The following is a 24,114-nucleotide window of genomic DNA, read 5'->3' as shown; positions in this document are numbered from 1 at the left end:
TGGGGATTTTGGGCAGGTCACGCAAGGGTTTCTTTTTGGTTGGCATACATGCACCTCTTACTCATGTTATGCCCGAACACAAAATTTCTGACACCCTCCGACGATCAATCCCAGCTCAGAGCACCACCAGTCTGATACTCAATAACCCGAGTCTCAAAGAAGTTCTTCTCCTTCTTCAAGTCCATGATCTCGCTCATCCAAGGGAACGGGTTGGTAGTCCCCGGATACTCTTCCTTCAACCCAATCTGAGTCAGTCGACGGTTGGCAATGAACTTGAGGTAATCCTCCATCATCGCCGCGTTCATGCCCAGCACGCCGCGTGGCATGGTGTCACGGGCGTATTCGATCTCCAGCTGGGTACCCTGCAGGATCATCTGGGTAGCCTCTTCCTTCATCGCGGCATCCCACAGGTGCGGGTTCTCGATCTTGATCTGGTTGATCACGTCGATGCCGAAGTTCAGGTGCATGGACTCGTCGCGCAGGATGTACTGGAACTGCTCGGCGACGCCGGTCATCTTGTTGCGGCGGCCCATCGACAGGATCTGGGTGAAGCCGCAGTAGAAGAAGATGCCTTCCAGGACGCAGTAGTAGGCGATCAGGTTGCGCAGCAGCTCTTTGTCGGTCTCGACGGTGCCGGTGTTGAACTCCGGATCCGAGATGGCGCGGGTGTACTTCAGGCCCCAGGCTGCCTTTTTGGCGACCGACGGGATCTCGTGGTACATGTTGAAGATCTCGCCTTCATCCATGCCCAGCGACTCGATGCAGTACTGGTAGGCGTGGGTGTGGATCGCCTCTTCGAAGGCCTGGCGCAGGATGTACTGGCGGCACTCCGGGTTGGTGATCAGGCGGTATACGGCCAGGGCCAGGTTGTTGGCCACCAGGGAGTCGGCGGTGGAGAAGAAGCCGAGGTTGCGCATCACGATGCGGCGCTCGTCTTCGGTCAGGCCGTCCATGCTCTTCCACAGGGCGATGTCGGCGGTCATGTTGACCTCTTGCGGCATCCAGTGGTTGGCGCAGCCGTCGAGGTACTTCTGCCAGGCCCAGTCGTACTTGAACGGTACCAACTGGTTGAGGTCGGCGCGGCAGTTGATCATGCGCTTTTCATCGACCGCGACGCGGGCCGAGGAGCCTTCCAGCTCGGCCAGGCCTTCCGCGATGTCCAGGGCGTCCAGCGCAGCCTTGGCGCGCTTTACGGCGTCGGAGTCGGCGGCGGTGGCGGCGCGAGCTTCCAGGGCGGCGGCACCGCCGGCGCTGTCGAGCTTGTCGAGGGTGGTGGCGGCTGCGGCCTGCGCGGGGGTGTTGCCTTTGGCGGCGACTTCACCGTCTTCTTTGTCGAATTCGTCCCAGCTCAGCATGGTCCTGGCTCCTGCTAGAGGGTTGCGCGGGGCAACCGGTTGGATTTTGAAGTGATGCCTGTACGGCGCTACGCCAACGGGCGCTGCGGCAGGCAGTGAGAGCGGGCTCTCGTCACGTTTGAAGGTGTTCGGGTCGGCGCCTGGCCTGCACTCGGGCGAGGGGGCAGGGCACCTGGAAGCTGTACGGCAACGATAAAACCTGCGGTGTGGCCCCGGGGGCTTGCTTCACGCAGTCGATCATTGGCTCATCCCTTTTTGGGGCCGCGAAGTATACCGGAAATCACTTTGGATCGGGGCGGCGCAGGGGGCGCAGGGCGGTAAATTTTCGACCTGCATTACGTGCTTCCGTTCACTGGATACCGGTGGTTAGTCACGGGGTAAGAGTCTAGCCCTAAATGGGATTAGATCCTATATGTAGTGTGATTTTTTTTGTTTGGCGCTACATATGGTGTTTTGATCTTGATCAGGGCCTAGGGGGTGTATTGCCTGTAGGGGCCCTATCGCGGGGCAAGCCCGCTCCCACGTGCCGTTCCCACGCACCGCTCCCGCAGGGGGATGTCGGGGCGCAAAAAAATGCCGCCTCAGCCACCCGTGAGGGCGATTGAGGCGGCATGTTCAGCTCAGCGCTGCGAAGGCCTTATTGGCAGGCTTCGCAATCCGGCTCGTCGATGGCGCAGGCCTTCGGTACCGGGGCAGGGCCCGCGGCCTGGACCGGGGCGCTGTCGCCGCCGCTCGACACGGCGTTGAGCTTGCCGGTGTTGATGGTCGACTTCTCGGTGCTGGTCGCGGCCAGGGCACGGAGGTAGTAGGTGGTCTTCAGACCACGGTACCAGGCCATGCGGTAGGTCACGTCCAGTTTCTTGCCCGAGGCGCCGGCGATGTACAGGTTCAGCGACTGGGCCTGGTCGATCCACTTCTGGCGACGGGAGGCGGCATCGACGATCCACTTGGTCTCGACTTCGAACGCGGTGGCGTACAGGTCCTTCAGCTCTTGCGGGATACGCTCGATCTGCTGCACCGAACCGTCGTAGTACTTCAGGTCGTTGATCATCACCGAGTCCCACAGGCCGCGGGCCTTGAGGTCGCGGACCAGGTACGGGTTGATCACGGTGAATTCGCCCGACAGGTTCGATTTCACGTACAGGTTCTGGTAGGTCGGCTCGATGGACTGCGACACGCCGGTGATGTTGGCGATGGTCGCGGTCGGCGCGATGGCCATGATGTTCGAGTTACGAATACCTTTCTTGACGCGCTCGCGCACCGGTGCCCAGTCCAGGCTCTCGGTCAGGTCGACGTCGATGTACTTCTGGCCACGGGCCTCGATCAGGATCTGCTGGCTGTCCAGCGGCAGGATGCCCTTGGACCACAGCGAACCCTGGAAGGTCTCGTAGGCGCCGCGCTCGTCGGCCAGGTCGCAGGAAGCCTGGATCGCGTAGTAGCTGACCGCTTCCATCGACTTGTCGGCGAACTCGACGGCAGCGTCCGAACCGTACGGGATGTGCTGCAGGTACAGCGCGTCCTGGAAGCCCATGATGCCCAGGCCGACCGGGCGGTGCTTGAAGTTCGAGTTGCGCGCTTGCGGCACCGAGTAGTAGTTGATGTCGATCACGTTGTCGAGCATGCGCACGGCGGTGTTCACGGTGCGTTGCAGCTTGGCGGTGTCCAGCTTGCCATCGACGATGTGGTTCGGCAGGTTGATCGAGCCCAGGTTGCAGACCGCGATCTCGTCCTTGTTGGTGTTCAGGGTGATCTCGGTGCACAGGTTCGAGCTGTGGACCACGCCCACGTGCTGCTGCGGGCTGCGCAGGTTGCACGGGTCCTTGAAGGTCAGCCATGGGTGGCCGGTCTCGAACAGCATCGACAGCATCTTGCGCCACAGGTCTTTGGCCTGGATGGTCTTGAACACCTTGATCTTGTTGTACTCGGTCAGGGCTTCGTAGTACTCGTAGCGCTCTTCGAAGGCCTTGCCGGTCAGGTCGTGCAGGTCAGGCACTTCCGATGGCGAGAACAGGGTCCACTTGCCGTCATCGAAGACGCGCTTCATGAACAGGTCAGGGATCCAGTTGGCGGTGTTCATGTCGTGGGTACGACGACGGTCATCACCGGTGTTCTTGCGCAGCTCGATGAATTCTTCGATGTCGAGGTGCCAGGTTTCCAGGTAGGCACACACGGCGCCCTTGCGCTTGCCACCCTGGTTCACGGCAACGGCGGTGTCGTTGACCACTTTCAGGAACGGCACGACGCCTTGCGACTTGCCGTTGGTGCCCTTGATGTACGAGCCCAGCGCACGTACCGGGGTCCAGTCGTTGCCCAGGCCACCGGCGAATTTCGACAGCATGGCGTTGTCGTGGATCGCGTGGTAGATGCCCGACAGGTCGTCCGGCACGGTGGTCAGGTAGCAGCTGGACAGCTGCGGACGCAGGGTACCGGCGTTGAACAGGGTCGGGGTCGAGGCCATGTAGTCGAAGGACGACAACAGGTTGTAGAACTCGATCGCACGGGCTTCCTTGTCTTTCTCTTCCAGCGCCAGGCCCATGGCCACACGCATGAAGAACACCTGCGGCAGCTCGAAGCGCACGCCATCCTTGTGGATGAAGTAGCGGTCGTACAGGGTCTGCAGGCCCAGGTAGGTGAACTGCTGGTCACGCTCGTGGTTGATCGCCTTGCCCATGCGCTCCAGGTCGTAGCCTTTCAGCGCCGGGTCGAGCAGTTCGAACTCGACGCCTTTCTCGACGTAGGCCGGCAGGGCCTTGGCGTACAGGTCGGCCATCTCGTGGTGGGTGGCGCTGTCGGCCACGCCCAGGAAGCCGAGGCCTTCGGCGCGCAGGGTGTCCATCAGCAGGCGGGCGGTGACGAACGAGTAGTTCGGCTCGCGCTCGACCAGGGTACGGGCGGTCATCACCAGGGCGGTGTTGACGTCTTTCAGGGCCACGCCGTCGTACAGGTTCTTCAGGGTTTCGCGCTGGATCAGCTCGCCATCGACTTCGGCCAGGCCTTCGCAGGCTTCGCTGATGATGGTGTTCAGGCGGGCCATGTCCAGAGGCGCCAGGCTGCCGTCGGCCAGGGTGATGCGGATGCTTGGGTGCGGCTCGACCACGGCGTCGGTGTTGGCACGGGTGGCGCGCTCTTTGGCACGCTGGTCGCGGTAGATCACGTAGTCGCGGGCGACTTTCTGCTCGCCGGCGCGCATCAGGGCCAGTTCGACCTGGTCCTGGATTTCTTCGATGTGGATGGTGCCACCCGATGGCATGCGACGCTTGAACGTGGCGGTGACCTGCTCGGTCAGGCGCGCGACGGTGTCGTGGATGCGCGACGAGGCGGCGGCGGTGCCGCCTTCAACTGCGAGGAACGCCTTGGTGATGGCAACGGTGATCTTGTCGTCGGTGTAGGGGACGACAGTGCCGTTGCGCTTGATCACGCGCAGTTGGCCAGGCGCGGTGGCTGCCAGATCCTGATTGGAATCGGCGGCCTGCGGCGCTTTGCCCTGCGGGTTCTCGCGAGTTGTGTCGGTTTGCATGGGTGGGTGTCTCCACAGTTTCTAGTTTGTTCAGGCGCCTTGTTGGGGCGCCCACCGTTCCGTCCACTTGCTCGATGGCCCGGGCGGGGAGGCGTCATGCACGCGCATACGCCCGCTCGGGCTTACCGACTTCGGGACAGACTCAGGAATAAGGGGCAATAACCTGCCGCTCCCTGGCCGAAGTCAAAGGTTCTGGGCGTACCCAAAATCTGTTGCTGATGAGTGGCGAGGCCCTGCCTGCAACACTCATACCCGAACAAGGCCATCTGCGGCTTGCCTCGGTCGCCCTCCGCAGGAGCGGTTTGGCTGTTGGAATCACGTTAAGTTCAGTCGGTAAATTCGCTTGAATTTGCCAGGCGACTTGTGTTTGTGATTTTGCGCGAAACCCAATATCTAGTGGTTCGCTGCGACAGGGATACAAGATAATGCGGTCTTGGGGGCTTTGCAAGGTGAGCGTCTGTGGATAACTTGTGGGTACTTTGTGAGTGATCCGTGGGTATTCGCTGTAGGCCTTGTCCCAAGAGGTTTGCACTATTTTTTGGCTGTGCTACGTCGCCGCGCAGATTTTTTTCGGGCGCGAACCCTATCACAAAAAACGGTTCAGTTATGGGACGTTCTGGGGTGGTTGGCAGGGGTGGGGGCGGGACGTAGTATCCGGGGCTGATGTTGCGCTTTGGTGAAGGTGGATTTTCGCTGGAATCAAAGGGTTGTACTGGCTTGCCCCGCGATGAGGCCGCTACAGCCAACAGCAAGGCCCGACAAAAACAGAAGAAGGGTAAGGCCATGGACCAGCCAATCAACCGCATCCTCATCGTCGAGGACGACCAGCGCCTCGCCGAGCTCACCGCCGAGTACCTCCAGGCCAATGGCTTCGAGGTGGCGGTGGAGGGCGACGGCGGCCGTGCCGCCCGGCGTATCATCGACAGCCAGCCGGACCTGGTGATCCTCGACCTGATGCTGCCCGGCGAGGACGGCCTGAGCATCTGCCGCCGGGTGCGCGGCCAGTACGCCGGCCCCATCCTCATGCTCACCGCCCGCAGCGACGAACTGGACCAGATCCAGGGCCTGGACCTGGGCGCCGACGACTATGTCTGCAAGCCGGTGCGCCCGCGCGTGCTGCTGGCGCGCATCAACGCCCTGCTGCGCCGCAGCGAGGCCCCGGAGCGACGACAGGAGCTGACGTTCGGCCCGCTGCATATAGACAGCCGCCAGCGCGAGGCGCGTCTGAGCGGCCAACTGATCGAGCTGACCGGCGCCGAGTTCGACCTGCTCTGGCTGCTGGCCAGCAACGCCGGGCGGGTGCTGTCCCGCGAGGAGATCTTCACCTCGCTGCGCGGCGTCGGCTACGACGGCCAGGACCGCTCCATCGATGTGCGCATTTCCAAGATCCGCCCCAAGATCGGCGACGACCCGATCACCCCGCGGCTGATCAAGACCCTGCGCAGCAAGGGCTACCTGTTCGTCGGCGAGGCGCCATGAACTCGATCTTCCTGCGTATCTATGGCGGCATGCTCGCGGTGCTGGTGCTGGTGGCCGTGCTCGGCGTGCTGAGCCTGCACCTGGTCAACGAGATCCGTGCTGGCCAGCACCGCGAGCGTCTGGCCCAGGGCACCTTCAGCCTGATGGCCGACAACCTGGCGCAACAGAACGCAGTGGAGCGCACCCGTTCGCTGGTGATCTGGGAGCGCCTGCTCGGCGTGCCGCTGGACCTGCAGCCGCTGTCGGCATTCACCCTCGACGGTGGGCAGCGGGCGCGGCTGTACCGCGATTTGGTGGTGGTGGAGAAGACCGGCCCGCATGCCGCCCGGGTGTTGCGCCGGGTTGGTCACGAGGACCTGCTGCTGGTGGCCGAGGTCAAGCAGATCAGCGAGCAGTTGGCCCGCGCCACGCTTTACCTGTTGGCCGACGAACTGGTGCGCTATCCGGTGACCGAGCAGCAGGCGCGCCTGGCGCAGCTGCGCCAGAGCAAGGGCTTCGGCTTCGACATCGCCCTGCAGCGTATCGAGCGCGCCGCCCTGGACGACGACCAGCGCCGCCGGGTGGAGGAGGGCGACACGGTGATGGCCCTGGGCCGGGACGGAGATTCGATCCGCGTGTTCTCGGGGCTGTCCGGCTCGCCCTGGGTCCTGGAGATCGGCCCGCTGTACCAGCTCAACCCCTATCCGCCGCAGTTGCTGATCCTGATCGCCTTCCTCGGCCTGTGCCTGATCGGGCTGGTGGTTTACCTGCTGGTGCGTCAGCTGGAGCGGCGCGTGTCGGGCCTGGAGGTGGCGGCCACGCGCATCGCCCAGGGCAGCCTCGACACCCGCGTGCCGGCCGGGGATGCCGACTCAGTAGGGCGTCTGGCCGAGGCCTTCAACGGCATGGCCGAACACCTGCAACGTTCCTTGACCATGCAGCGCGAGCTGGTGCGGGCGGTGTCCCACGAATTGCGCACGCCGGTGGCGCGGCTGCGCTTCGGCCTGGAGATGATCGAGAGCGCCGGCAGTGACGAGGCCCGGGCCAAGCACCTGGCGGGCATGGACGGCGATATCCAGGACCTGGACAAGCTGGTCGACGAGATGCTGACCTACGCCCGCCTGGAGCAGGGCGCGCCGGCCCTGCATTTCCAGGTGGTGGACCTGGACGAGCTGCTGGCGCGGGTGATCGAGGAGCTGGCGCCGCTGCGGGCCGAAGTGCGGGTGGTACGCGGAGTGTGCCACGGGCTCGACGGTAGCGATGCCCGCGTCGAGGCCGAACCGCGCTACCTGCACCGGGCCTTGCAGAACCTGGTGCGCAATGCCATGCGCCATGCCGAATCGCAAGTGCGCCTGAGCTATCAGATCGGCCAGCAGCGTTGCCGCATCGATGTGGAGGACGACGGCCCCGGGATTCCCGAAGGGGTGTGGCACCGCATCTTCACCCCGTTCACCCGCCTCGACGACAGCCGCACCCGGGCTTCGGGCGGGCATGGGCTGGGGCTGTCGATCGTGCGGCGGATCATCTACTGGCACGGCGGCCGCGCCCTGGTCGGGCACAGCGAGCAGCTGGGCGGGGCGTGTTTCAGCCTGAGCTGGCCGCGTGAGCAGCCGCGCGACTAGACGCTGATCAGGCTGAGCAGATGGCCGTCCTGCAGGCAGAACTGGCCATCGAGCTCGACGCCGTGGTGCCACTCGGCCGACAGGTCGGTGAGCAGGCGCAGGCGGGCATGGCCGTCGGCGGACCAGGCCAGCAGTTCGGCGTGTTCGAAATAGAAGCGCTGCCGGGTGAGCGGGTAGAGGGTCTTGAACAGACTTTCCTTGAGCGAGAAGGTCAGGGTCACGGCCAGGGCCTGCTGGCTGCGGTCCAGGCGCTCCAGTTCGGCGGGGGTGAGGATTTCCCCGGCCAGGCGTTCGGCGCGCTCTTCGCTGAGCAGGGTTTCCTGGTCCAGGCCCAGGCCACGACAGTGGCCGTCGGCGGCGACAACCGCGGCGGCCCAGCCTTGGCCGTGGGTGATCGAGCCACGGATGTCGGCGGGCCAGATCGGTGAGCGGTCCTCGTGGGTGGCCGGTACATAATCGCGGCCATCCAGGCGTTGCAGTGCCTCGCGGGCGCAGACCCGACCGGCCAGGTACTCGGCCTGGCGCTTGGCCACCGAGCGTTGCAGGCTGGCGGTCTGCTCGATGCCGGCGCGCTGGAAGTCGTCGGCGGCCAGGCGGGCCGGGTCGAAGGCGCAGCTGACCAGCACCGCGCCGGGGACCGGGCGGGGCAGGGGCCAGTGGTGCTGGAGCGGGGCGCAGCAGGTCGGGAGTCTGTTCATGGTCGGTATTGTGCCAGTCGCGATAGCTGGCGCAAATCACCGGGACGTCATCGCGGGGCAAGCCCGCTCCCACGAATGGCGTTGTTTTCCGGCGTGGGAGCGGGCTTGCCCCGCGATGGGCCCTTCAGTCAAACGCGCTCTTCAAGAACGCCTGCATATCCTTCCAAGAGCTTTCATCCGCCGCCTTGTCATAGCCGATATCCGGCCCGCCATGCCCCCCATGCCCCAACCGATCCGCATCCGGGTTGGTAAACCCATGCTTGGCCCCCGGAATCCCGACGAACTGGTAGTCGGCCTTGGCCGCATCCATCTCTGCCTTGAACGCCGCCACCTGCTCCGGGGTGACCATGCTGTCGGCCTCGCCGTGCTCCACCAGGATCTTCGCCCGGATCACCCCCGGCTTGGCCGGCGTCTGGGTCACCAGCGCGCCATGGAAGCTCACCACGCCATCGAGCTTCTCGCCCCGGCGCGCCGCATCCAGCACCACCTTGCCGCCAAAGCAGTAACCGATGGCCGCCAATTGGTGCTTGTTGGTGTTGGGCTGGATCTTCAATAGCTCAAGCCCGGCGTCGAAGCGCCGGGCAGCGGCTTTCGGATCCTTCATCGCCGCCGCCATGAACGCCTGGGCGTCGGCCGGGTGCTCGGTGTTCTTGCCGTCGCCATACATATCGATGGCCAGGGCGTTGTAGCCCAGCGCCGCGAGGTCGCGGGCGCGGCGTTTGGCGTAGTCGTTCAGCCCCCACCATTCGTGCACCACCACCACGCCCGGGCGCTTGCCCTCGAGGGCGTCGTCGTAGGCGTAGTAGCCGATCAGGCGGTTGCCGTCGGCATCCTGGTAGGGAATCTCGCGGGTCTGCACCGCCGCCTGGGCAAGGCTGGCGCTGCACAACAAGGCCAGGGCAAGCAGGGTACGCATGGTCGAGCTCCTTGTTCGGTTCGTTCAGCCAAGGTTCAGGCCGGGTTCAGCAGGGGTTCAGGGCGCCCTCCCTACTCTAGCCCCCAGACAGCAACAACGCATCCAACCCGGAGTAACTGAACCATGAAAACCCTCAACACCCTGATTGCCGCCATGGCGGTTTGCGCAGCCGGCCTCACCAGCGTTGCCCAGGCCGATGACAACTTCGCCAGCCTGACCTACGGCCAGACCAGCGACAAAGTGCGCAAGTCCGGCCTGCTGCAACGCAACACCGACGGCCTGAACGCCGACGGCATCATCGGCAAGGACAGCACCTGGGGCGCGCGCCTGGGCAAGATCAACGACCAGGGCCGCTACTACGTGACCTACGACAACGTCTCGGGCGACCACAGCGGCGTCAAGCTGCGCCAGGAGAACCTGCTGGGCAGTTACGACCTGTTCCTGCCGGTGGGGGATACCACCAAGCTGTTCGGCGGCGGCAGCCTGGGCATGACCAAGCTGACCCAGGATTCGCCGGGCGCCCGCCGCGACACCGACTACGGTTACGCCGTCGGCCTGCAGGCCGGTGTGATTCAGGAAGTGACCGACAACACCTCGGTGGAGCTGGGCTACCGTTACCTGCGCAGCAACGCCGCCACCGAGATCGGCGCCCACGGCGGGCCGAAGGACGGTACCCTGCGCCTGACCAGCAGCGCGCAGACCTACCTGGCGGCTACCTACAAGTTCTGAGGTCGCTGTTATCCTGTGCAGGCCTTTTCGCGGGTAAACCCGCGAAAAGGCCTGCACAGGGCATTCCCATAGAAGGAGATCCGCATGAAATTGCTGGTGGTCGAGGACGAGGCGCTGCTGCGTCATCACCTGTTCACCCGCCTGGGCGAAGGCGGTCACGTGGTGCAGGCGGTGGCCAACGCGGAGGAAGCCTTGTACCAGGCCGAGCAGTACAACCACGACCTGGCGGTGATCGACCTGGGCCTGCCGGGCATGAGCGGGCTGGACCTGATCCGCCAACTGCGCAGCCTCGGCCAGACCTTCCCGATCCTCATCCTCACCGCCCGCGGCAACTGGCAGGACAAGGTCGAAGGCCTGGCCGCCGGCGCCGACGACTATGTGGTCAAACCGTTCCAGTTCGAAGAGCTGGAAGCCCGCCTGAACGCCTTGCTGCGCCGCTCCAGCGGCTTCACCCAGTCGACCATTGCCGCCGGGCCCTTGGTGCTCGACCTCAACCGCAAGCAGGCGACCCTGGACGAGCAGCCCTTGGCGCTGACCGCCTACGAATACCGCATCCTCGAGTACCTCATGCGCCATCACCAGCAGGTGGTGGCCAAGGACCGGCTGATGGAGCAGCTGTACCCGGACGACGAGGAGCGCGACCCGAACGTCATCGAGGTGCTGGTCGGCCGCCTGCGCCGCAAACTCGAGGGCGACAACGGCTTCAAGCCGATCGACACCGTGCGTGGCCTGGGCTACCTGTTCACTGAGCGCTGCCGATGATTCGTTCGCTGCGGGTGCGCCTGATGCTGGCGGCGGCCTTGCTGGCGCTGCTGTTCATGCTGGCGCTGCTGCCGGCATTGCAGAAGGCCTTCAGCCTGGCGTTGCAGGAATCGATCGAGCAGCGCCTGGCCTCGGACGTGACCACCCTGATCTCGGCCGCGCGCATCGAGCGCGGCCAGTTGCAGATGCCGGCACTGCTGCCTGACGAGCGCTACAACCTGCCCTACACCGGCCTGCTCGGCTATATCTTCGACCGCCAGGGCACGCTGGTGTGGCAGTCGCGGGCCACCCGTAACCGCAATATCAACTACCACCCCCGCTATGACGGGCGCGGCAACGAGTTCGCCCGTATCCATCAGGACGACGGCGACGAATTCTTCGTCTATGACGTCGAGGTCAAGCTGCTCGGCGGCAAGAGCGCGGCGTTCAGCATCGTCGCCCTGCAGCCGGTACGCGAATACCAGGACACCCTCAATGGCCTGCGCGAGAAACTCTATCTGGGCTTCGGCGCGGCGCTGCTGGCGCTGATGGTGCTGCTCTGGGCTGGCCTGACCTGGGGCCTGCGTTCATTGCGCCGGCTCAGCTCCGAGCTGGACGACGTGGAGAGCGGAGCGCGGGATGGCCTCAGCCGCGAGCACCCACGCGAGCTGCTGCGCCTGACCGGTTCGCTCAACCGCCTGCTGCGCAGCGAGCGCGAGCAGCGCCAGCGCTACCGCGACTCGCTCGACGACCTGGCCCACAGCCTCAAGACCCCGCTGGCGGTGCTGCAGGGCGTTGGCGAGAGCATGGAGCAGGGCGACCGCGAACAGGCGCGGGTGTTGCAAAGCCAGATCGAGCGCATGAGCCAGCAGATCGACTACCAGTTGCAGCGCGCCAGTCTGCGCAAGAGCGGCCTGGTGAAGTACCAGGTCGAGCTCAAACCATTGCTCGACAGCCTGTGCAGCACTTTGGCCAAGGTCTATCGCGACAAGCGCGTCGAGGTCAGTCTCGACATCCCGGCCCTGGCGCGGGTACCGATGGAGCAGGGCGCCTTGCTTGAGCTCTTGGGTAACTTGCTGGAAAACGCCTACCGGTTGTGCCTGGGGCAGGTGCGGGTGAGCCTGCGTCAGTCGCCGGGGCTGCTGGAGCTGTGCGTCGAGGACGACGGGCCGGGCGTGCCACCGGATCAACGCGAGCGGATTCTCGAGCGCGGCGAGCGGCTGGACCGCCAGCACCCGGGGCAGGGGATCGGGCTGGCGGTGGTCAAGGACATCATCGACAGCTATGACGCCGAGCTAAGCCTGGGCGATTCGGCGTTGGGCGGGGCTGCGTTCCGCATCGCTTTCCGGCTCGATTGATTCTGCCTTTCCAGTGCAGGGGGCGGTGCGTGAGAGCGGGCTAGCCCCGCGATACCGGTGAAGCCGGTGCCATCCGGCGCGGTCCTGATCGCGGGGCAAGCCCGCTCCCACCGGGTAGTACCACTGGATACCTCCGAGGCGGATTCCCGCCAACCTACCCTGTACGATTTCCGCCATCGGGCGGAAATCCGCCATTTCCTACCGGCTTTTGCGCCCCGTCCCGGGGCATTCACACCCTGTAATCATTGGCTGTGCACCTCAAGCGGGCACTTTGGCATCGCCCTTGCTATTCAGCTGGCAGAGGCCTGCCCAGGCACTCGCCCACAACGACAAATCCCTCCGGGTACAGGAGGGTTCGCGATTCAGGTGCCCCGACATCCTGGGAAGGATGCGCCGGCCCACTTGAGGAAAAACTAGCCATGACGACTCGTCAGCCGCTGTACAAATCGCTGTATGTCCAGGTGATCGTCGCCATCACCATCGGTATTCTGCTCGGCCACTACTACCCGGAAACCGGTGTAGCCCTCAAACCCTTGGGTGACGGCTTCGTCAAGCTGATCAAGATGGTCATTGCCCCGATCATCTTCTGCACCGTGGTCAGTGGCATCGCCGGCATGCAGAGCATGAAGTCGGTCGGCAAGACCGGCGGTTACGCGCTGCTGTACTTCGAGATCGTCTCCACCATCGCCCTGATCATCGGCCTGGTCGTGGTCAACGTGGTCCAGCCGGGCGCCGGCATGCACGTCGACGTCAGCACCCTGAACGCCAGCAGCGTGGCCGCCTACGCCGCCGCCGGCGCGCAGCAGACCACCGTGGGCTTCCTGCTCAACGTCATCCCCAACACCGTGGTCGGCGCCTTCGCCAACGGCGACATCCTGCAAGTGCTGATGTTCTCGGTGCTGTTCGGCTTCGCCCTGCACCGCCTGGGCAGCTACGGCAAGCCTGTGCTCGACCTGATCGATCGCTTTGCCCATGTGATGTTCAACATCATCAACATGATCATGAAGCTGGCCCCGATCGGCGCCTTCGGTGCCATGGCCTTCACCATCGGCCAATACGGCGTGGGCTCGCTGGTGCAGCTGGGCTACCTGATGGCCTGCTTCTACATCACCTGCGTGCTGTTCATCCTGGTGGTGCTGGGCGGTATTTGCCGCGCCCACGGTTTCAGCGTGATCAAGCTGATCCGCTACATCCGTGAAGAACTGCTGATCGTGCTGGGCACCTCGTCGTCCGAATCGGCCCTGCCGCGCATGCTGGCCAAGATGGAGCGCCTGGGCGCGAAGAAATCCGTGGTTGGCCTGGTGATCCCGACCGGCTATTCGTTCAACCTGGACGGCACCTCGATCTACCTGACCATGGCTGCGGTGTTCATCGCCCAGGCCACCGACACCACCATGGACATCACCCACCAGATCACCCTGCTGCTGGTGCTGCTGGTGGCCTCCAAAGGTGCCGCGGGCGTCACCGGTTCCGGCTTCATCGTGCTGGCCGCGACCCTGTCGGCTGTCGGCCACCTGCCGGTGGCGGGCCTGGCGCTGATCCTGGGTATCGACCGCTTCATGTCCGAGGCCCGCGCCCTGACCAACCTGATCGGCAACGCCGTGGCCACCGTGGTCGTGGCCAAGTGGGTCAAGGAGCTGGACACCGACACCCTGCAGGCGGAACTGGCGTCCGGTGGCTCGCCCCTGGTCGACACCCGTCCGACCGACGACCTGGGCGTGGCCGAAGGTCCGGCGCGTTGATCGACGTGTGAAATGCAAAAAGGCGACCTTCGGGTCGCTTTTTTGTGCCAACTGGCAGAATGCCCGGGATAGTACGCCTACCCCTGTGGGGGCGTTCGGCCCGGCATCTACTCGACCCGGGTCTCGCCGCTGTACACCAGGATCCCCCGACACCGCCGGCACAGGTACCTGCGCCCCTGGCGCACCAGCTTGTGCCGCTGGGCGGTGAACGGAAAGTCGCTCTCCGGGCACGGACAGCGGTAGATGTAGCGCGTCGCTACCCGCCGCTGCACCTCGTAGTTGTGGCAACGGTTCGGCGGCAGCTCGTACACCCCGCGCATGATCAACTGCCACTCCTCGCCATGGGCCTGGATGCGGTCACCGAACAGCTGGTGGGCCACCAGATGGGCGACCTCGTGGGCCACGGTCTGGCGCAGGAAGTCTTCCTGGTTCTCGCGGTACAGCTGCAGGTTGAAGCGCAGCAGGTTCTCGTGCAGGTGGGCGACACCGGCTTTCTGGCCGCGTAGCTTGAAACTGACCTGCGGGCGCGGAAAAGGGCGTTTGAAGAAGGTTTCGGCTTGCTGGTAACAGGTTTCGACGCGTTGTCTGAGCAGCTCGGGCATGGCGGGATGGTTCTCCTGACCGGGTATTATGCCGCAGGCTCAGGCTGGCTGCCGAGCCGCCGGTCAGGCACACGAAACGAAGCCGCCTTGCGGCGGCCTCGGGTGATGCCCCAGTGCTGGTTGGATCTGATAGGTATGCGTCAGTTGGTGTAGACGGGCCCCACGCCCAGTCCCCAGATGATCACGGTCGCCGCCATGATCGCCACCAGTACCACCAGGCCCACCGCCAGCACCGAGCTGGAGAACAGGAAGCCTTCATCCGACGGTATGTTCATGAACGTCGGCAAGCCGACATACAACAGGTACACGGTGTAGCAGATGGCCGCCGTGCCGATCAGCATGCCCAGCCACAAGTGCGGGTACAGCGCCGCGAGTCCGCCGATGAACAGCGGGGTGGCGGTGTAGGTGGCGAAGGCGATGCACTGCGCCATGCTCGGGTTGGCGTCGTAGGTGCGCGCCATCCAGTGGATGAAGGCGCCCATCACCGCGACCCCGGCAAGCATCGCCAGGTACGACATGATGCTCATCCACAGCGCGCTTTCCATGGTCAGCATCACCGCCGGCCGTTCGCCGATCACCCAGCCGACCTGGGTGGTGCCGATGAACGCCGAGACGGCGGGGATCGCCGCCAGGATCAGGGTATGCGTCAGGTACATGTGGCTGATGCTTTCTTCCTCGCCACGGATCTCCCGCCACTCCTGGTCAGGGTGGGTGAACAGCCCAACAACGTGATGAATCATACGGGTCACTCCTATCGTCGTTGCCAAACGCCCCCCGGATGGAGCGCCTATGGCCCGAGGCCAGGACACCAAGTGCTGCGCCAATGTGGCCTTATGTCGCAGTATAGGAAGCCGTTCCCCGCATAAAACCGCGTTTTTAGAGCAAATCGCGCTGTCAGGCGCGGTGCTGATTCCCTTGAAGTCTTTATCGGATTCACCTACTGCGCCGTGCGGTTTGTGCGTAAAATAGCCGGCTTTTGTCACACCTCGCGGATCCAAGCGCTATGGGCACCCTCTCGGTCAACCAGAACAAACTGCAAAAACGCCTGCGTCGTCTCGCCGGCGAAGCCATCACCGACTACAACATGATCGAGGATGGCGACAAGGTCATGGTCTGCCTGTCCGGCGGCAAGGACAGCTACACCATGCTCGACGTTCTGTTGCACCTGCAGAAGGTGGCGCCGATCAAGTTCGACATCGTCGCGGTGAACATGGACCAGAAGCAGCCGGGCTTTCCCGAGCACGTGCTGCCGGCCTACCTCAAGGAACTGGGCGTCGAGTACCACATCGTCGAGAAGGATACCTACTCGGTGGTCAAGGAGCTGGTGCCCGAGGGCAAGACCACCTGCTCGCTGTGCTCGCGCCTGCGTCGCGGCACCCTGTACACCTTCGCCGACGAGATCGGCGCGACCAAGATGGCCCTGGGTCACCACCGCGACGACATCGTCGAGACCTTCTTCCTCAACATGTTCTTCAACGGCGCGCTCAAGGGCATGCCGCCGAAGCTGCGCGCCGACGACGGCCGCAACGTGGTGATCCGCCCGCTGGCCTACTGCAGCGAGAAGGACATCCAGGCCTATTCGGACATGAAGGAATTCCCGATCATCCCATGCAACCTGTGCGGCTCGCAGGAAAACCTGCAGCGCCAGGTGGTCAAGGACATGCTGGTGGAGTGGGAGCGCAAGCACCCGGGCCGTACCGAGAGCATCTTCCGCGCCTTGCAGAACGTTGCGCCGTCGCAGCTGGCCGACCGCAACCTGTTCGACTTCACCAGCCTGAAGATCGACGAAAGCGCCACCCCGCGTTTCCTCGACGTGCTGAACATTTGAGCCCATGCGCGACTATCAGTGGTTGCATGAGTACTGCCTGAACCGCTTCGGTTCGGCCCAGGCGCTGGAAGCCTTCCTGCCGCAGCCGCGCACGCCCGCGCAGTTGCGCGACATCCCTGACGACCGCTACCTGTCGACCCTGGCCCTGCGCGTATTCCGCGCCGGGCTCAAGCACAGCCTGGTGGACGCCAAGTGGCCGGCGTTCGAGCAGGTGTTCTTCGGTTTCGATCCGGAAAAGGTGGTGCTGATGGGCGCCGAGCACCTGGAGCGGTTGATGCACGACGAGCGCATCATCCGCCACCTGGGCAAGCTCAAGAGCGTGCCGCGCAATGCGCAGATGGTGCTGGACGTGGTCAAGGAGAAGGGCAGTTTCGGCGCGTTCATCGCCGACTGGCCAGCGACCGATATCGTCGGGCTGTGGAAGTACCTGGCCAAGCATGGCAGCCAGCTGGGCGGGCTGTCGGCGCCGCGGTTCCTGCGGATGGTCGGCAAGGATACCTTCATTCCCACCGACGATATGGCGGCGGCGCTGATCGCGCAGAAGATCATCGACAAGCCGCCGACCAGTCAGCGTGACCTGGCGCTGGTGCAGCAGGCGTTCAACCAGTGGCATGCCGAGAGCGGGCGGCCGTTGTGCCAGTTGTCGGTGATGCTGGCGCATACCGTCAACCACTGAGATCGTTGGGGCTGCAAAGCAGCCCCGGAATCAGCTTCCTTCGCCGGCCATGCGCCGCTCGAACTGAAACTTCCAGCGCACATACAGTAGCCCGGCCACGAACAACCCCAGGCTCACCAGCACCTCGACCCAGCCGAACAGCGCCCGCGCCGGATCGAACGCCGCCAGCACGCCCTTGATGAAGTAGATGTTCACCACGAAGCAGGTCCAGGCATGTGCCCGGGCGCTGCCCATCAGCATGCCCGGCAGCAGCAGCAGCAGGGGGATCAGCTCGATGGCCATGATCACCTCGACCCGCGCCCCGTGCAGGTCGGCGAACCACAGGTTGTTCACCACCAGCAGGGCGATCAGGCCGAAGAAGCAGGCCAGGCTCAGGGCGCGGGTCAAGCGCACCCGCGGGGCCAGCCAGTCCAGTGGCGGCAAGACCTTGGGCTTTCTAGCCACGTTCGCCACCCAGGGCCTTGGCCGTCTTCGCCAGGCGCTGTCCGAGCGCGCGGCACAGGGCGATCTCGTGTTGGTCCAGCTCGCGCTTGCCGTCGGCGCCGGCATGGTGGCTGGCGCCGTACGGCGTGCCGCCGCCACGGGTCTCCAGCAGCGCCGATTCGCTGTAGGGCAGGCCGGTGACCAGCATGCCGTGGTGCATCAGCGGCAGCAGCATCGACAGCAGGGTGGTCTCCTGGCCGCCATGCAGGCTGGCGGTGGAGGTGAACACCGCCGCCGGCTTGCCCACCAGCTCGCCACCCAGCCACAGGCTGCTGGTGCCGTCGAGGAAGTACTTGAGCGGCGCGGCCATGTTGCCGAAGCGGGTCGGGCTGCCCATGGCCAGGCCCGCGCAGTGGCGCAGGTCGTCGAGGGTGGCGTACAGCGCGCCGCTGGCGGGGATGTCCGGGGCCACGGCTTCGCACTCGGTGGAGATCGCCGGCACGGTGCGCAGGCGCGCCTCCAGGCCGGCCATCTCGACGCCGCGGGCAATATGCCGGGCCATCTCGCTGGTCGAGCCGTGGCGGCTGTAGTACAGCACCAGGATGTAGGGTTCGCTCACGGCAGGATCTCCAGGACCTTCTCCGGTGGGCGGCCGACCACGGCCTTGTCACCGGCCACCAGGATCGGCCGCTCGATCAGCTTGGGATGCTCGACCATCGCCTTGATCAGTTGGTCGTCGCTCAGGGCTGGGTTGGCCAGCTCCAGGGCCTTGTATTCGTCTTCGCCGGTGCGCAGCAGCTGGCGCGCGTTGATGCCCAGCTTGCCAAGCAGCTGTTCGAGGGTGGCGGCGTCTGGCGGGGTTTCGAGGTAGCGCACGACGTTCGGCGTCAGGCCGCGTGCCTCGAGCAGTTCCAGGGCGCCGCGGGATTTCGAGCAGCGCGGGTTATGATAGAGGGTCAGATCGGTCATGACGGGTCGCATCCAGCTGGGTGTGGCGGCTATTCTAACCACAGCGACCGACTTCAATGCTTGAAAACTTCGAGAAGGATTGACCCATGGCAAGGCGTTTGGCAGCTGCACTGGCCATCACCGCGAGCCTGTTGCTCGGCGGCTGCGGTGCGGACTACGGCGTGGACCAGCACGGCAACACGGTAAAGGCCGAACAGATCGACGGGCACTGGCTGGTGCTCAACTACTGGGCCGAATGGTGCGGCCCGTGCCGCACGGAAATCCCTGAACTCAATGCCGCTGCCAAGCAGTGGGAGGCCCAGGGCATTCGCGTGGTGGGGGTGAACTTCGATGGGCTGCAAGGGCCGGACCTGAAAGCCGCCGCCGATACCTTGGGCATCGGTTTCACCGTGCTGGCCCAGGACCCGGCCGAGCGTTACGAGCTGCCGCGCAGCGAGGCGCTGCCGGTGACCTACATCATCGACGACAAGGGCAAGGTGCGTGAGCAACTGATGGGCGAGCAGACGCTCGAAGGGCTGCAGGCGAAGATCAAGGCTTTGAAAGGCGGCGCCTGATCGATCTTGGGGCCGCGCAGCGGCCCCAGATACTTCAGCCTTCCTCTGGCCAGAACCGCAGTGGCTTGCCTTCAACCGGCCAGAAACGGATCTGCTCGATCGGCGACACATCCCAGCGTTGCACCGTTTCCAGCGCCTGCAGGAAGCGTTTTTCCTGCTCCATCAGCGCCGGCGCGCACAGCTTGCGGGTCTTGCCAACCTTGCCGAAACTGATGCGCTCGCCCTCCAGCGTGTAGGGCGCGAACCAGTGGTTGCAGCCGCCGTTGCCGTAGGCGCGACCATCGCTGGCCAGGGTCAGCGTCAGGTGGCTGTAGTCGATCAGCGGGCGCTCACCAATCCACTCCAGCACGTAGCTCTGCTCCTGCTGCAGCTTCGAGGGTTGTGCGGCGCAGCCTATCAGGCCGCAGGCGATCAGCGCGCCGGTCAGCAGCTGTTTCACTCAACCACGCTCCCGGCACTGTGGGCACAGGTGCTTGTCGCCCTTGCTCGCCCAGCCCAGTTCCTGGATGCGCGCGCTGGCGGCCGGGGCCTGGCCCTTCTTGCCTAGCTTGGCGTCGTTGGCGAACTCGAAGTCCAGCACCGCGTCGCAGCTGTCGCACTTGACCTGCCAGTTGAGGATCTCAAGCTCGTTGAACGCCGGGCCCTGGGCCACGGCGACCCACTGGCCGTGCGGGTTGATCAGGTGGCGCACGGTCTCGACGGTCAGTCGCATGGACAGGTCCTTGCTGCCCTTGAGGGTGACCAGCAGGACGTCGCCTTTTTGGATCGAGCCGCCGTTGCCGGTGACCTGGTAGCGGCCCGGCACCAGTGCGCGGCACTCGATCAGGGTGTGTTGCGGGTTGAAAAGGGTGTAGCGGAAATCGTGTTCGACCATGGGTCCTCCAAAATTGCCGCGTATCCTAGCATCAACCGTTTACAAGATTGTGCGGATTGCCTGCCGCCCAGCGGTTGATGTTGTCCAGGGTGGTCGCGGCGATGGCGTCCAGGGCCTCGCGGGTAAGGAAGGCCTGGTGGGCGGTGACGATCACGTTGGGGAAGGTCAGCAGGCGTGCCAGCACGTCGTCCTGCAGCGGCAGGTCGGAGCGGTCCTCGAAGAACAGCTGTGCCTCCTCTTCATACACATCCAGCCCCAAGTAGCCGAGCTGGCCGCTCTTGAGCGCGTCGATCAGCGCCGGGGTATCGACCAGCGCGCCGCGGCCGGTGTTGATCAGCATGGCGCCGGGCTGCAGCTGGGCCAGGCTCCGGGCGTTGATCAGGTGGCGGGTGTGCTCGGTCAGCGGGCAGTGCAGGCTGATGATGCGTGCCTGGCGCAGCAGCTCGGGCAGCTCAAGGTAGCGCGCGCCGAGGGCGACCAGCTCGGGGTTGGGATAAGGGTCGTAGGCCAGCAACTGGCAGCCGAAGCCGGCCATGATGCGGGCGAAGGCGGCGCCGATCTGGCCGGTGCCGACCACGCCGACGGTCTTGCCGTGCAGGTCGAAGCCGGTCAGTCCGTGGAGGGTGAAATCGCCCTCGCGAGTGCGGTTGTAGGCCCGGTGCAAACGGCGGTTGAGGGCCAGGATCAGGGCCACGGCGTGCTCGGCGACGGCGTGGGGCGAATAGGCCGGGACGCGGACCACGGTCAGGCCAAGGCGCTGTGCCGCAGCCAGGTCGACATGGTTGTAGCCGGCCGAGCGCAGGGCGATCAGGCGCGTGCCGCCGGCGGCCAGGCGTTCCAGCACCGGGGCGTCGAGCTCGTCGTTGATGAAGGCGCAGACCACCTCGAAACCCTGGGCCAGCGGCGCGGTGTCCAGAGTCAGGCGGGCGGGCTGGTAGTGCAGCTCCAGGGGGCCCGCGCTGGCGGCGCGGGTGAAGCTTTCCTGGTCGTAGTGCTGGCTGCTGAACAACAGAGCGCGCATGGTTGGGGTCCTGTCTGAAATGCCACCAGTCTAGCCAAATGGTTGGCCTGGGCGTTGACCTGTGTCGCCTACGCGCTCTGGCGCGCCTGTTCGGCCAAGCGGTTGATGGCCTGGTCCAGTTCGTCCAAGGCCTGCAATGCCTGGGGGCTATCCTGCTTGAGCAAGGTCTCGCTGCGCTGGCAGGCCGCCCGCAACTGCGGCACGCCGCAATAGCGCGAGGCACCGTTTAGCCGGTGCACGCGCTCGATCATCGCTGTGCGGTCGGCGGCTTTGCGCGCGGCCCGGATGGCTTCGCGGTCGGACTCCAGCGAGGCCAGCAGCATGGCCAGCATGTCCGCCGCCAAGTCCGCCTTGCCGGCAGCCAGACGCAGGCCTTCCTCCGGGTCGAGCACCTTCAGCTCGCTGCTGTCGGCCAGGCGTTCGCTGGCGCGTTCCGGTGGCGGCGCGCCCAGGCTCAGGCCGGTCCACTTCATCACCACCTGGGCCAGCTGGCGCTCGCTGATCGGCTTGGTCAGGTAGTCGTCCATGCCGCTGTGCAGCAGGGCGCGCTTTTCGTTGGCCATGGCGTGGGCGGTGAGGGCCACGATCGGCAGGGGCGGGCCGCTCTGGCTGCTTTCCCACTGGCGGATCTGCTCGGTGCAGGCGCGGCCATCCATGCCGGGCATCTGCACATCCATCAGCACCAGGTCGAACGGTTCGTCCTGCACGGCCTGTACCGCGCCGTAGCCATTGTCCACCGCCAGCACCTCGGCGCCCATGCCTTCGAGCAGGGTCTGCACCAGCAGCAGGTTGGCCGGGTTGTCGTCGACGCAGAGGATTTTCGGCATGCGCTGGCCCGTGTGGTTGCGCTGCTCGCACACCGGGCGGCGCGGTTGCACCAGTTCTAGCAGCAGGCGGCGCAGCTTGCGGGTGCAGGTCGGCTTGGCCAGCAATTGGCCGTGGGCGTTGGGCAGGTAGGGGTGGTAGAGCGGCTGTTCGGTGGTCGGGCAGAGCACCACGCACTGGCAGCCTAGGCGCTCAAGCTGCTGGTGGTAATGGCCCAGCTGTTCCGGCGACAGGCTGCCCAGGTTGACCCCGAGCACGGCGAACTCGAAGGGTTGTCCGGCCTGGCTGGCGGCCTGCGCGCCTTGCAGCAGTTGGTCGCAGGACGCGAACACGCTGACCGCCAGGCCGCAGTCCTCCAGTTGGTGTTCCAGCGCCTGTCGTGCCAAGTCGTGGCTGTCGACGATGGCCACGCGGCGGCCGAGCAGGGCCTGGGCGGGCTGCTCCTCGGCGTCGTCGTGAGCCTTGGGCAGGTTGAGGCTGATCCAGAACTGCGAGCCTTCGCCGGGCGTGCTGTCGACACCGATCTCGCCACCCATCTGCTCGATCAGGCGCTTGGAGATCACCAGCCCCAGGCCGGTACCGCCGGGCTGGCGCGACAACGAGTTGTCGGCCTGGCTGAAGGCCTGGAACAGGGTGCGCACATCCTGGGGCGAGAGGCCGATGCCGGTGTCCTGAACGCTAATGCGCAGTTGCACGCTGTCTTCCTGCTCGTCCTCAAGCATGGCGCGTACGACGATGGTGCCTTCGCGGGTAAACTTGATGGCGTTGCTCACCAGGTTGGTGAGGATCTGCTTGAGCCGCAGCGGGTCGCCCACCAGCGACAGCGGCGTGTCGCGGTAGACCAGGCTGAGCAGCTCCAGCTGCTTGGCGTGGGCGGCCGGGGCAAGGATGGTCAGGGTGTCCTGAATCAGGTCGCGCAGGTTCAGCGGGATGCTATCGAGCACCAGCTTGCCGGCCTCGATCTTGGAGAAGTCGAGGATCTCGTTGATGATCCCCAGCAGGTTGTCGGCGGACTTCTCGATGGTGCCGAGGTAGTCAAGCTGGCGCGGGGTCAGCTCGCTCTTCTGCAACAGGTGGGTGAAGCCGAGGATGCCGTTGAGCGGGGTACGGATCTCATGGCTCATGTTGGCGAGGAACTCGGACTTGATCCGGCTGGCCTCCAGGGCCTCCTTGCGCGCCATGTCCAGCTCGATGTTCTGGATCTCGATGGTCTCCAGATTCTGGCGCACATCCTCGGTGGCTTGGTCGATGCTGTGCTGCAGTTCTTCGTGGGCGCTGTGCAGGGTCTCGGCCATGCGGTTGATGCCGGCGGCCAGCTCGTCGAGTTCATGGCTGCCCATGGCCGGCAGGCGTTCGTCCAGGTGCCCGTCCTTGAGCTGGTTGACCGCGTGCTTGATGCGGTTGATCGGGTTGTTGATGGTACGGCTCATGCGCAGGGCCAGCAGCGCGGTCAGGCTCAGGCAGGCGAGGATCAGCAGCAGGCTGGTGAACAGGTTGCGGTAGCCGCGCAGCAAGGTGCCGTCGTGGGACAGCTCGATCTCCACCCAGCCGAGCAGGCGCTCGGCCTCGGCGGGAACGGCGTCGGTGGCCAGGTCGCGGTGATGGCCGAACACCGGCATCAGGTAGCGGGTGGCGTCGTTGCCGGTGCGTTGCAGCAGTTGCGTGCCGGTGCCGCCGCTGGGCGGCTGGTTGAGCATGCTCGGACCTGCGTGGGCCAGGCGCGTGCGGTCGGCGGCGAGGAACGCCACGGCGCGCACATCGGCCTGCTCCAACGCCTGGGTGGCGATACGCTCCAGTTGCGCCGGGGCCTGCCGGGCGAGGGCCGGTGCCGCCAGGGGTGCCAGTTGCTCGGCGATCATCTTGCCGCGCTGCAGCAATTGCGTACGCAGGTCGTTCTGTTGCAGCCAGGTGAAGTAACTGCCCAGCACCAGGGCCATCAGGCTGGCGGGCAGCAAGGCCAGCAGCAGGACGCGGCTGCGGATTCCCAAACGGTCGAGCACACCTGTCTCCTGTCATGTGCTGTTAAAGGCGCAGTTCGCGCATCAGCGGGAACGTTACTCTGCGCTGAGGGGGAATGCACAGGATTTGTAATGGTTTTTGCTTTTCTCAGATGGCAGTGCCGGTGCGACCGCTCTGACCTCGCGCCAGTCGGGCGACGGTTGCCTTGTTCGGACCGCTTGTCCAATAATCGCGCAATTGAGAATTG

At 65.0% G+C, this 24,114-nt stretch carries 22 protein-coding genes; 9 read left to right on the top strand and 13 right to left on the bottom strand.

Features of this window, described 5'->3' with window-relative positions; genetic code table 11:
* Window positions 1-104 precede the first annotated feature (104 nt).
* Together AC25ND_RS22565 and AC25ND_RS22560 are read right to left on the bottom strand one after the other, a co-directional pair.
* Window positions 105-1,355, bottom strand: a complete 1,251-nt coding sequence (locus AC25ND_RS22565; RefSeq protein ID WP_050704266.1) for a ribonucleotide-diphosphate reductase subunit beta — start codon at window positions 1,353-1,355, stop codon at window positions 105-107.
* Window positions 1,356-1,992: 637 nt separating this feature from the next.
* Complete coding sequence (locus AC25ND_RS22560) at window positions 1,993-4,872, bottom strand: ribonucleoside-diphosphate reductase subunit alpha (protein WP_062363798.1); 2,880 nt, start codon at window positions 4,870-4,872, stop codon at window positions 1,993-1,995.
* Between the two features lie 783 nt (window positions 4,873-5,655).
* Between AC25ND_RS22560 and AC25ND_RS22555 the strand changes: the two genes are divergently transcribed.
* Together AC25ND_RS22555 and AC25ND_RS22550 are read left to right on the top strand one after the other, a co-directional pair.
* On the top strand, window positions 5,656-6,351 hold the full coding sequence (locus AC25ND_RS22555; RefSeq protein ID WP_028690938.1) for a response regulator: 696 nt from the start codon (window positions 5,656-5,658) through the stop codon (window positions 6,349-6,351).
* Window positions 6,348-7,952 (top strand): ATP-binding protein, encoded by a 1,605-nt coding sequence (locus AC25ND_RS22550; RefSeq protein WP_028690937.1) that lies wholly within the window; start codon window positions 6,348-6,350, stop codon window positions 7,950-7,952. The genes AC25ND_RS22555 and AC25ND_RS22550 overlap by 4 nt, the downstream gene beginning before the upstream one ends.
* Here AC25ND_RS22550 and AC25ND_RS22545 read toward each other — a convergent pair.
* A complete protein-coding gene (locus AC25ND_RS22545; RefSeq protein WP_069017431.1) occupies window positions 7,949-8,650 on the bottom strand; it encodes a 4'-phosphopantetheinyl transferase family protein in 702 nt (233 codons plus the stop codon). The genes AC25ND_RS22550 and AC25ND_RS22545 overlap by 4 nt on opposite strands.
* Before the next feature lie 124 nt (window positions 8,651-8,774).
* On the bottom strand, window positions 8,775-9,566 hold the full coding sequence (locus AC25ND_RS22540) for a dienelactone hydrolase family protein (RefSeq protein ID WP_062363794.1): 792 nt from the start codon (window positions 9,564-9,566) through the stop codon (window positions 8,775-8,777).
* A 123-nt stretch (window positions 9,567-9,689) separates the two neighbouring features.
* On the opposite strand from AC25ND_RS22540, the gene AC25ND_RS22535 reads away from it, so the two are divergent.
* The 4 genes from AC25ND_RS22535 to AC25ND_RS22520 all read left to right on the top strand — a co-directional run bounded on the left by AC25ND_RS22535 (window position 9,690) and on the right by AC25ND_RS22520 (window position 14,136).
* The gene (locus tag AC25ND_RS22535; protein WP_028690934.1) at window positions 9,690-10,295 is read left to right on the top strand and encodes an outer membrane protein; all 606 of its coding nucleotides are present in this window, start codon (window positions 9,690-9,692) and stop codon (window positions 10,293-10,295) included.
* An 84-nt stretch (window positions 10,296-10,379) separates the two neighbouring features.
* On the top strand, window positions 10,380-11,057 hold the full coding sequence (locus tag AC25ND_RS22530) for a response regulator (RefSeq protein WP_028690933.1): 678 nt from the start codon (window positions 10,380-10,382) through the stop codon (window positions 11,055-11,057).
* The gene (locus tag AC25ND_RS22525) at window positions 11,054-12,394 is read left to right on the top strand and encodes an ATP-binding protein (protein WP_028690932.1); all 1,341 of its coding nucleotides are present in this window, start codon (window positions 11,054-11,056) and stop codon (window positions 12,392-12,394) included. The genes AC25ND_RS22530 and AC25ND_RS22525 overlap by 4 nt, the downstream gene beginning before the upstream one ends.
* A gap of 419 nt (window positions 12,395-12,813) precedes the next feature.
* The gene (locus AC25ND_RS22520; protein ID WP_028690931.1) at window positions 12,814-14,136 is read left to right on the top strand and encodes a dicarboxylate/amino acid:cation symporter; all 1,323 of its coding nucleotides are present in this window, start codon (window positions 12,814-12,816) and stop codon (window positions 14,134-14,136) included.
* Between the two features lie 107 nt (window positions 14,137-14,243).
* On the opposite strand, the gene AC25ND_RS22515 is transcribed toward AC25ND_RS22520, so the two are convergent.
* Both AC25ND_RS22515 and AC25ND_RS22510 read right to left on the bottom strand, forming a co-directional pair.
* Window positions 14,244-14,738: a SprT family zinc-dependent metalloprotease gene (locus AC25ND_RS22515; protein ID WP_028690930.1), complete on the bottom strand. Its 495-nt coding sequence runs from the start codon at window positions 14,736-14,738 to the stop codon at window positions 14,244-14,246.
* A 140-nt stretch (window positions 14,739-14,878) separates the two neighbouring features.
* Window positions 14,879-15,478, bottom strand: a complete 600-nt coding sequence (locus AC25ND_RS22510; protein WP_028690929.1) for a Yip1 family protein — start codon at window positions 15,476-15,478, stop codon at window positions 14,879-14,881.
* Window positions 15,479-15,741: 263 nt separating this feature from the next.
* Between AC25ND_RS22510 and ttcA the strand changes: the two genes are divergently transcribed.
* Window positions 15,742-16,566, top strand: a complete 825-nt coding sequence (gene ttcA / locus AC25ND_RS22505) for a tRNA 2-thiocytidine(32) synthetase TtcA (RefSeq protein WP_011532643.1) — start codon at window positions 15,742-15,744, stop codon at window positions 16,564-16,566.
* Between the two features lie 4 nt (window positions 16,567-16,570).
* Window positions 16,571-17,242: a DNA-3-methyladenine glycosylase I gene (locus tag AC25ND_RS22500; protein ID WP_062363792.1), complete on the top strand. Its 672-nt coding sequence runs from the start codon at window positions 16,571-16,573 to the stop codon at window positions 17,240-17,242.
* Window positions 17,243-17,272: 30 nt separating this feature from the next.
* On the opposite strand, the gene AC25ND_RS22495 is transcribed toward AC25ND_RS22500, so the two are convergent.
* From AC25ND_RS22495 to arsC, 3 genes are read right to left on the bottom strand one after another with little or no spacing between them, the layout of a single operon-like run.
* A complete protein-coding gene (locus tag AC25ND_RS22495; protein ID WP_028690927.1) occupies window positions 17,273-17,686 on the bottom strand; it encodes a DUF2069 domain-containing protein in 414 nt (137 codons plus the stop codon).
* Window positions 17,679-18,284, bottom strand: a complete 606-nt coding sequence (gene wrbA / locus AC25ND_RS22490; RefSeq protein WP_028690926.1) for an NAD(P)H:quinone oxidoreductase — start codon at window positions 18,282-18,284, stop codon at window positions 17,679-17,681. The genes AC25ND_RS22495 and wrbA overlap by 8 nt, the downstream gene beginning before the upstream one ends.
* Window positions 18,281-18,634, bottom strand: coding sequence for an arsenate reductase (glutaredoxin) (gene arsC, locus AC25ND_RS22485; protein ID WP_028690925.1), 354 nt, complete (start codon window positions 18,632-18,634; stop codon window positions 18,281-18,283). The genes wrbA and arsC overlap by 4 nt, the downstream gene beginning before the upstream one ends.
* 86 nt (window positions 18,635-18,720) lie before the next feature.
* On the opposite strand from arsC, the gene AC25ND_RS22480 reads away from it, so the two are divergent.
* Window positions 18,721-19,188, top strand: a complete 468-nt coding sequence (locus AC25ND_RS22480) for a TlpA disulfide reductase family protein (protein WP_062363789.1) — start codon at window positions 18,721-18,723, stop codon at window positions 19,186-19,188.
* A 34-nt stretch (window positions 19,189-19,222) separates the two neighbouring features.
* On the opposite strand, the gene AC25ND_RS22475 is transcribed toward AC25ND_RS22480, so the two are convergent.
* The 4 genes from AC25ND_RS22475 to AC25ND_RS22460 form a co-directional block, all read right to left on the bottom strand.
* A complete protein-coding gene (locus tag AC25ND_RS22475) occupies window positions 19,223-19,627 on the bottom strand; it encodes an META domain-containing protein (RefSeq protein ID WP_062363787.1) in 405 nt (134 codons plus the stop codon).
* Window positions 19,628-20,062: a hypothetical protein gene (locus AC25ND_RS22470; RefSeq protein ID WP_028690922.1), complete on the bottom strand. Its 435-nt coding sequence runs from the start codon at window positions 20,060-20,062 to the stop codon at window positions 19,628-19,630. It abuts the gene before it with no gap.
* A gap of 31 nt (window positions 20,063-20,093) precedes the next feature.
* Window positions 20,094-21,083 (bottom strand): 2-hydroxyacid dehydrogenase, encoded by a 990-nt coding sequence (locus AC25ND_RS22465; RefSeq protein WP_062363785.1) that lies wholly within the window; start codon window positions 21,081-21,083, stop codon window positions 20,094-20,096.
* Between the two features lie 68 nt (window positions 21,084-21,151).
* The gene (locus tag AC25ND_RS22460) at window positions 21,152-23,908 is read right to left on the bottom strand and encodes a response regulator (protein WP_062363783.1); all 2,757 of its coding nucleotides are present in this window, start codon (window positions 23,906-23,908) and stop codon (window positions 21,152-21,154) included.
* Between the last annotated feature and the right edge of the window lie 206 nt (window positions 23,909-24,114).

This window comes from Pseudomonas sp. P110(2024) (assembly GCF_057480795.1).
Note: the sequence above shows the minus strand (reverse complement) of the source record. Positions and strands in the feature narration are given on the sequence as shown.

What these genes read in the sequence shown, in the direction of transcription:
- AC25ND_RS22565 (WP_050704266.1), bottom strand. Translation starts at nt 1,355, where the DNA reads ATGCTGAGCTGGGACGAATTCGACAAAGAAGACGGTGAAGTCGCCGCC.
- AC25ND_RS22560 (WP_062363798.1), bottom strand. Translation starts at nt 4,872, where the DNA reads ATGCAAACCGACACAACTCGCGAGAACCCGCAGGGCAAAGCGCCGCAG.
- AC25ND_RS22555 (WP_028690938.1), top strand. Translation starts at nt 5,656, where the DNA reads ATGGACCAGCCAATCAACCGCATCCTCATCGTCGAGGACGACCAGCGC.
- AC25ND_RS22550 (WP_028690937.1), top strand. Translation starts at nt 6,348, where the DNA reads ATGAACTCGATCTTCCTGCGTATCTATGGCGGCATGCTCGCGGTGCTG.
- AC25ND_RS22545 (WP_069017431.1), bottom strand. Translation starts at nt 8,650, where the DNA reads ATGAACAGACTCCCGACCTGCTGCGCCCCGCTCCAGCACCACTGGCCC.
- AC25ND_RS22540 (WP_062363794.1), bottom strand. Translation starts at nt 9,566, where the DNA reads ATGCGTACCCTGCTTGCCCTGGCCTTGTTGTGCAGCGCCAGCCTTGCC.
- AC25ND_RS22535 (WP_028690934.1), top strand. Translation starts at nt 9,690, where the DNA reads ATGAAAACCCTCAACACCCTGATTGCCGCCATGGCGGTTTGCGCAGCC.
- AC25ND_RS22530 (WP_028690933.1), top strand. Translation starts at nt 10,380, where the DNA reads ATGAAATTGCTGGTGGTCGAGGACGAGGCGCTGCTGCGTCATCACCTG.
- AC25ND_RS22525 (WP_028690932.1), top strand. Translation starts at nt 11,054, where the DNA reads ATGATTCGTTCGCTGCGGGTGCGCCTGATGCTGGCGGCGGCCTTGCTG.
- AC25ND_RS22520 (WP_028690931.1), top strand. Translation starts at nt 12,814, where the DNA reads ATGACGACTCGTCAGCCGCTGTACAAATCGCTGTATGTCCAGGTGATC.
- AC25ND_RS22515 (WP_028690930.1), bottom strand. Translation starts at nt 14,738, where the DNA reads ATGCCCGAGCTGCTCAGACAACGCGTCGAAACCTGTTACCAGCAAGCC.
- AC25ND_RS22510 (WP_028690929.1), bottom strand. Translation starts at nt 15,478, where the DNA reads ATGATTCATCACGTTGTTGGGCTGTTCACCCACCCTGACCAGGAGTGG.
- ttcA (WP_011532643.1), top strand. Translation starts at nt 15,742, where the DNA reads ATGGGCACCCTCTCGGTCAACCAGAACAAACTGCAAAAACGCCTGCGT.
- AC25ND_RS22500 (WP_062363792.1), top strand. Translation starts at nt 16,571, where the DNA reads ATGCGCGACTATCAGTGGTTGCATGAGTACTGCCTGAACCGCTTCGGT.
- arsC (WP_028690925.1), bottom strand. Translation starts at nt 18,634, where the DNA reads ATGACCGATCTGACCCTCTATCATAACCCGCGCTGCTCGAAATCCCGC.
- AC25ND_RS22480 (WP_062363789.1), top strand. Translation starts at nt 18,721, where the DNA reads ATGGCAAGGCGTTTGGCAGCTGCACTGGCCATCACCGCGAGCCTGTTG.
- AC25ND_RS22470 (WP_028690922.1), bottom strand. Translation starts at nt 20,062, where the DNA reads ATGGTCGAACACGATTTCCGCTACACCCTTTTCAACCCGCAACACACC.
- AC25ND_RS22465 (WP_062363785.1), bottom strand. Translation starts at nt 21,083, where the DNA reads ATGCGCGCTCTGTTGTTCAGCAGCCAGCACTACGACCAGGAAAGCTTC.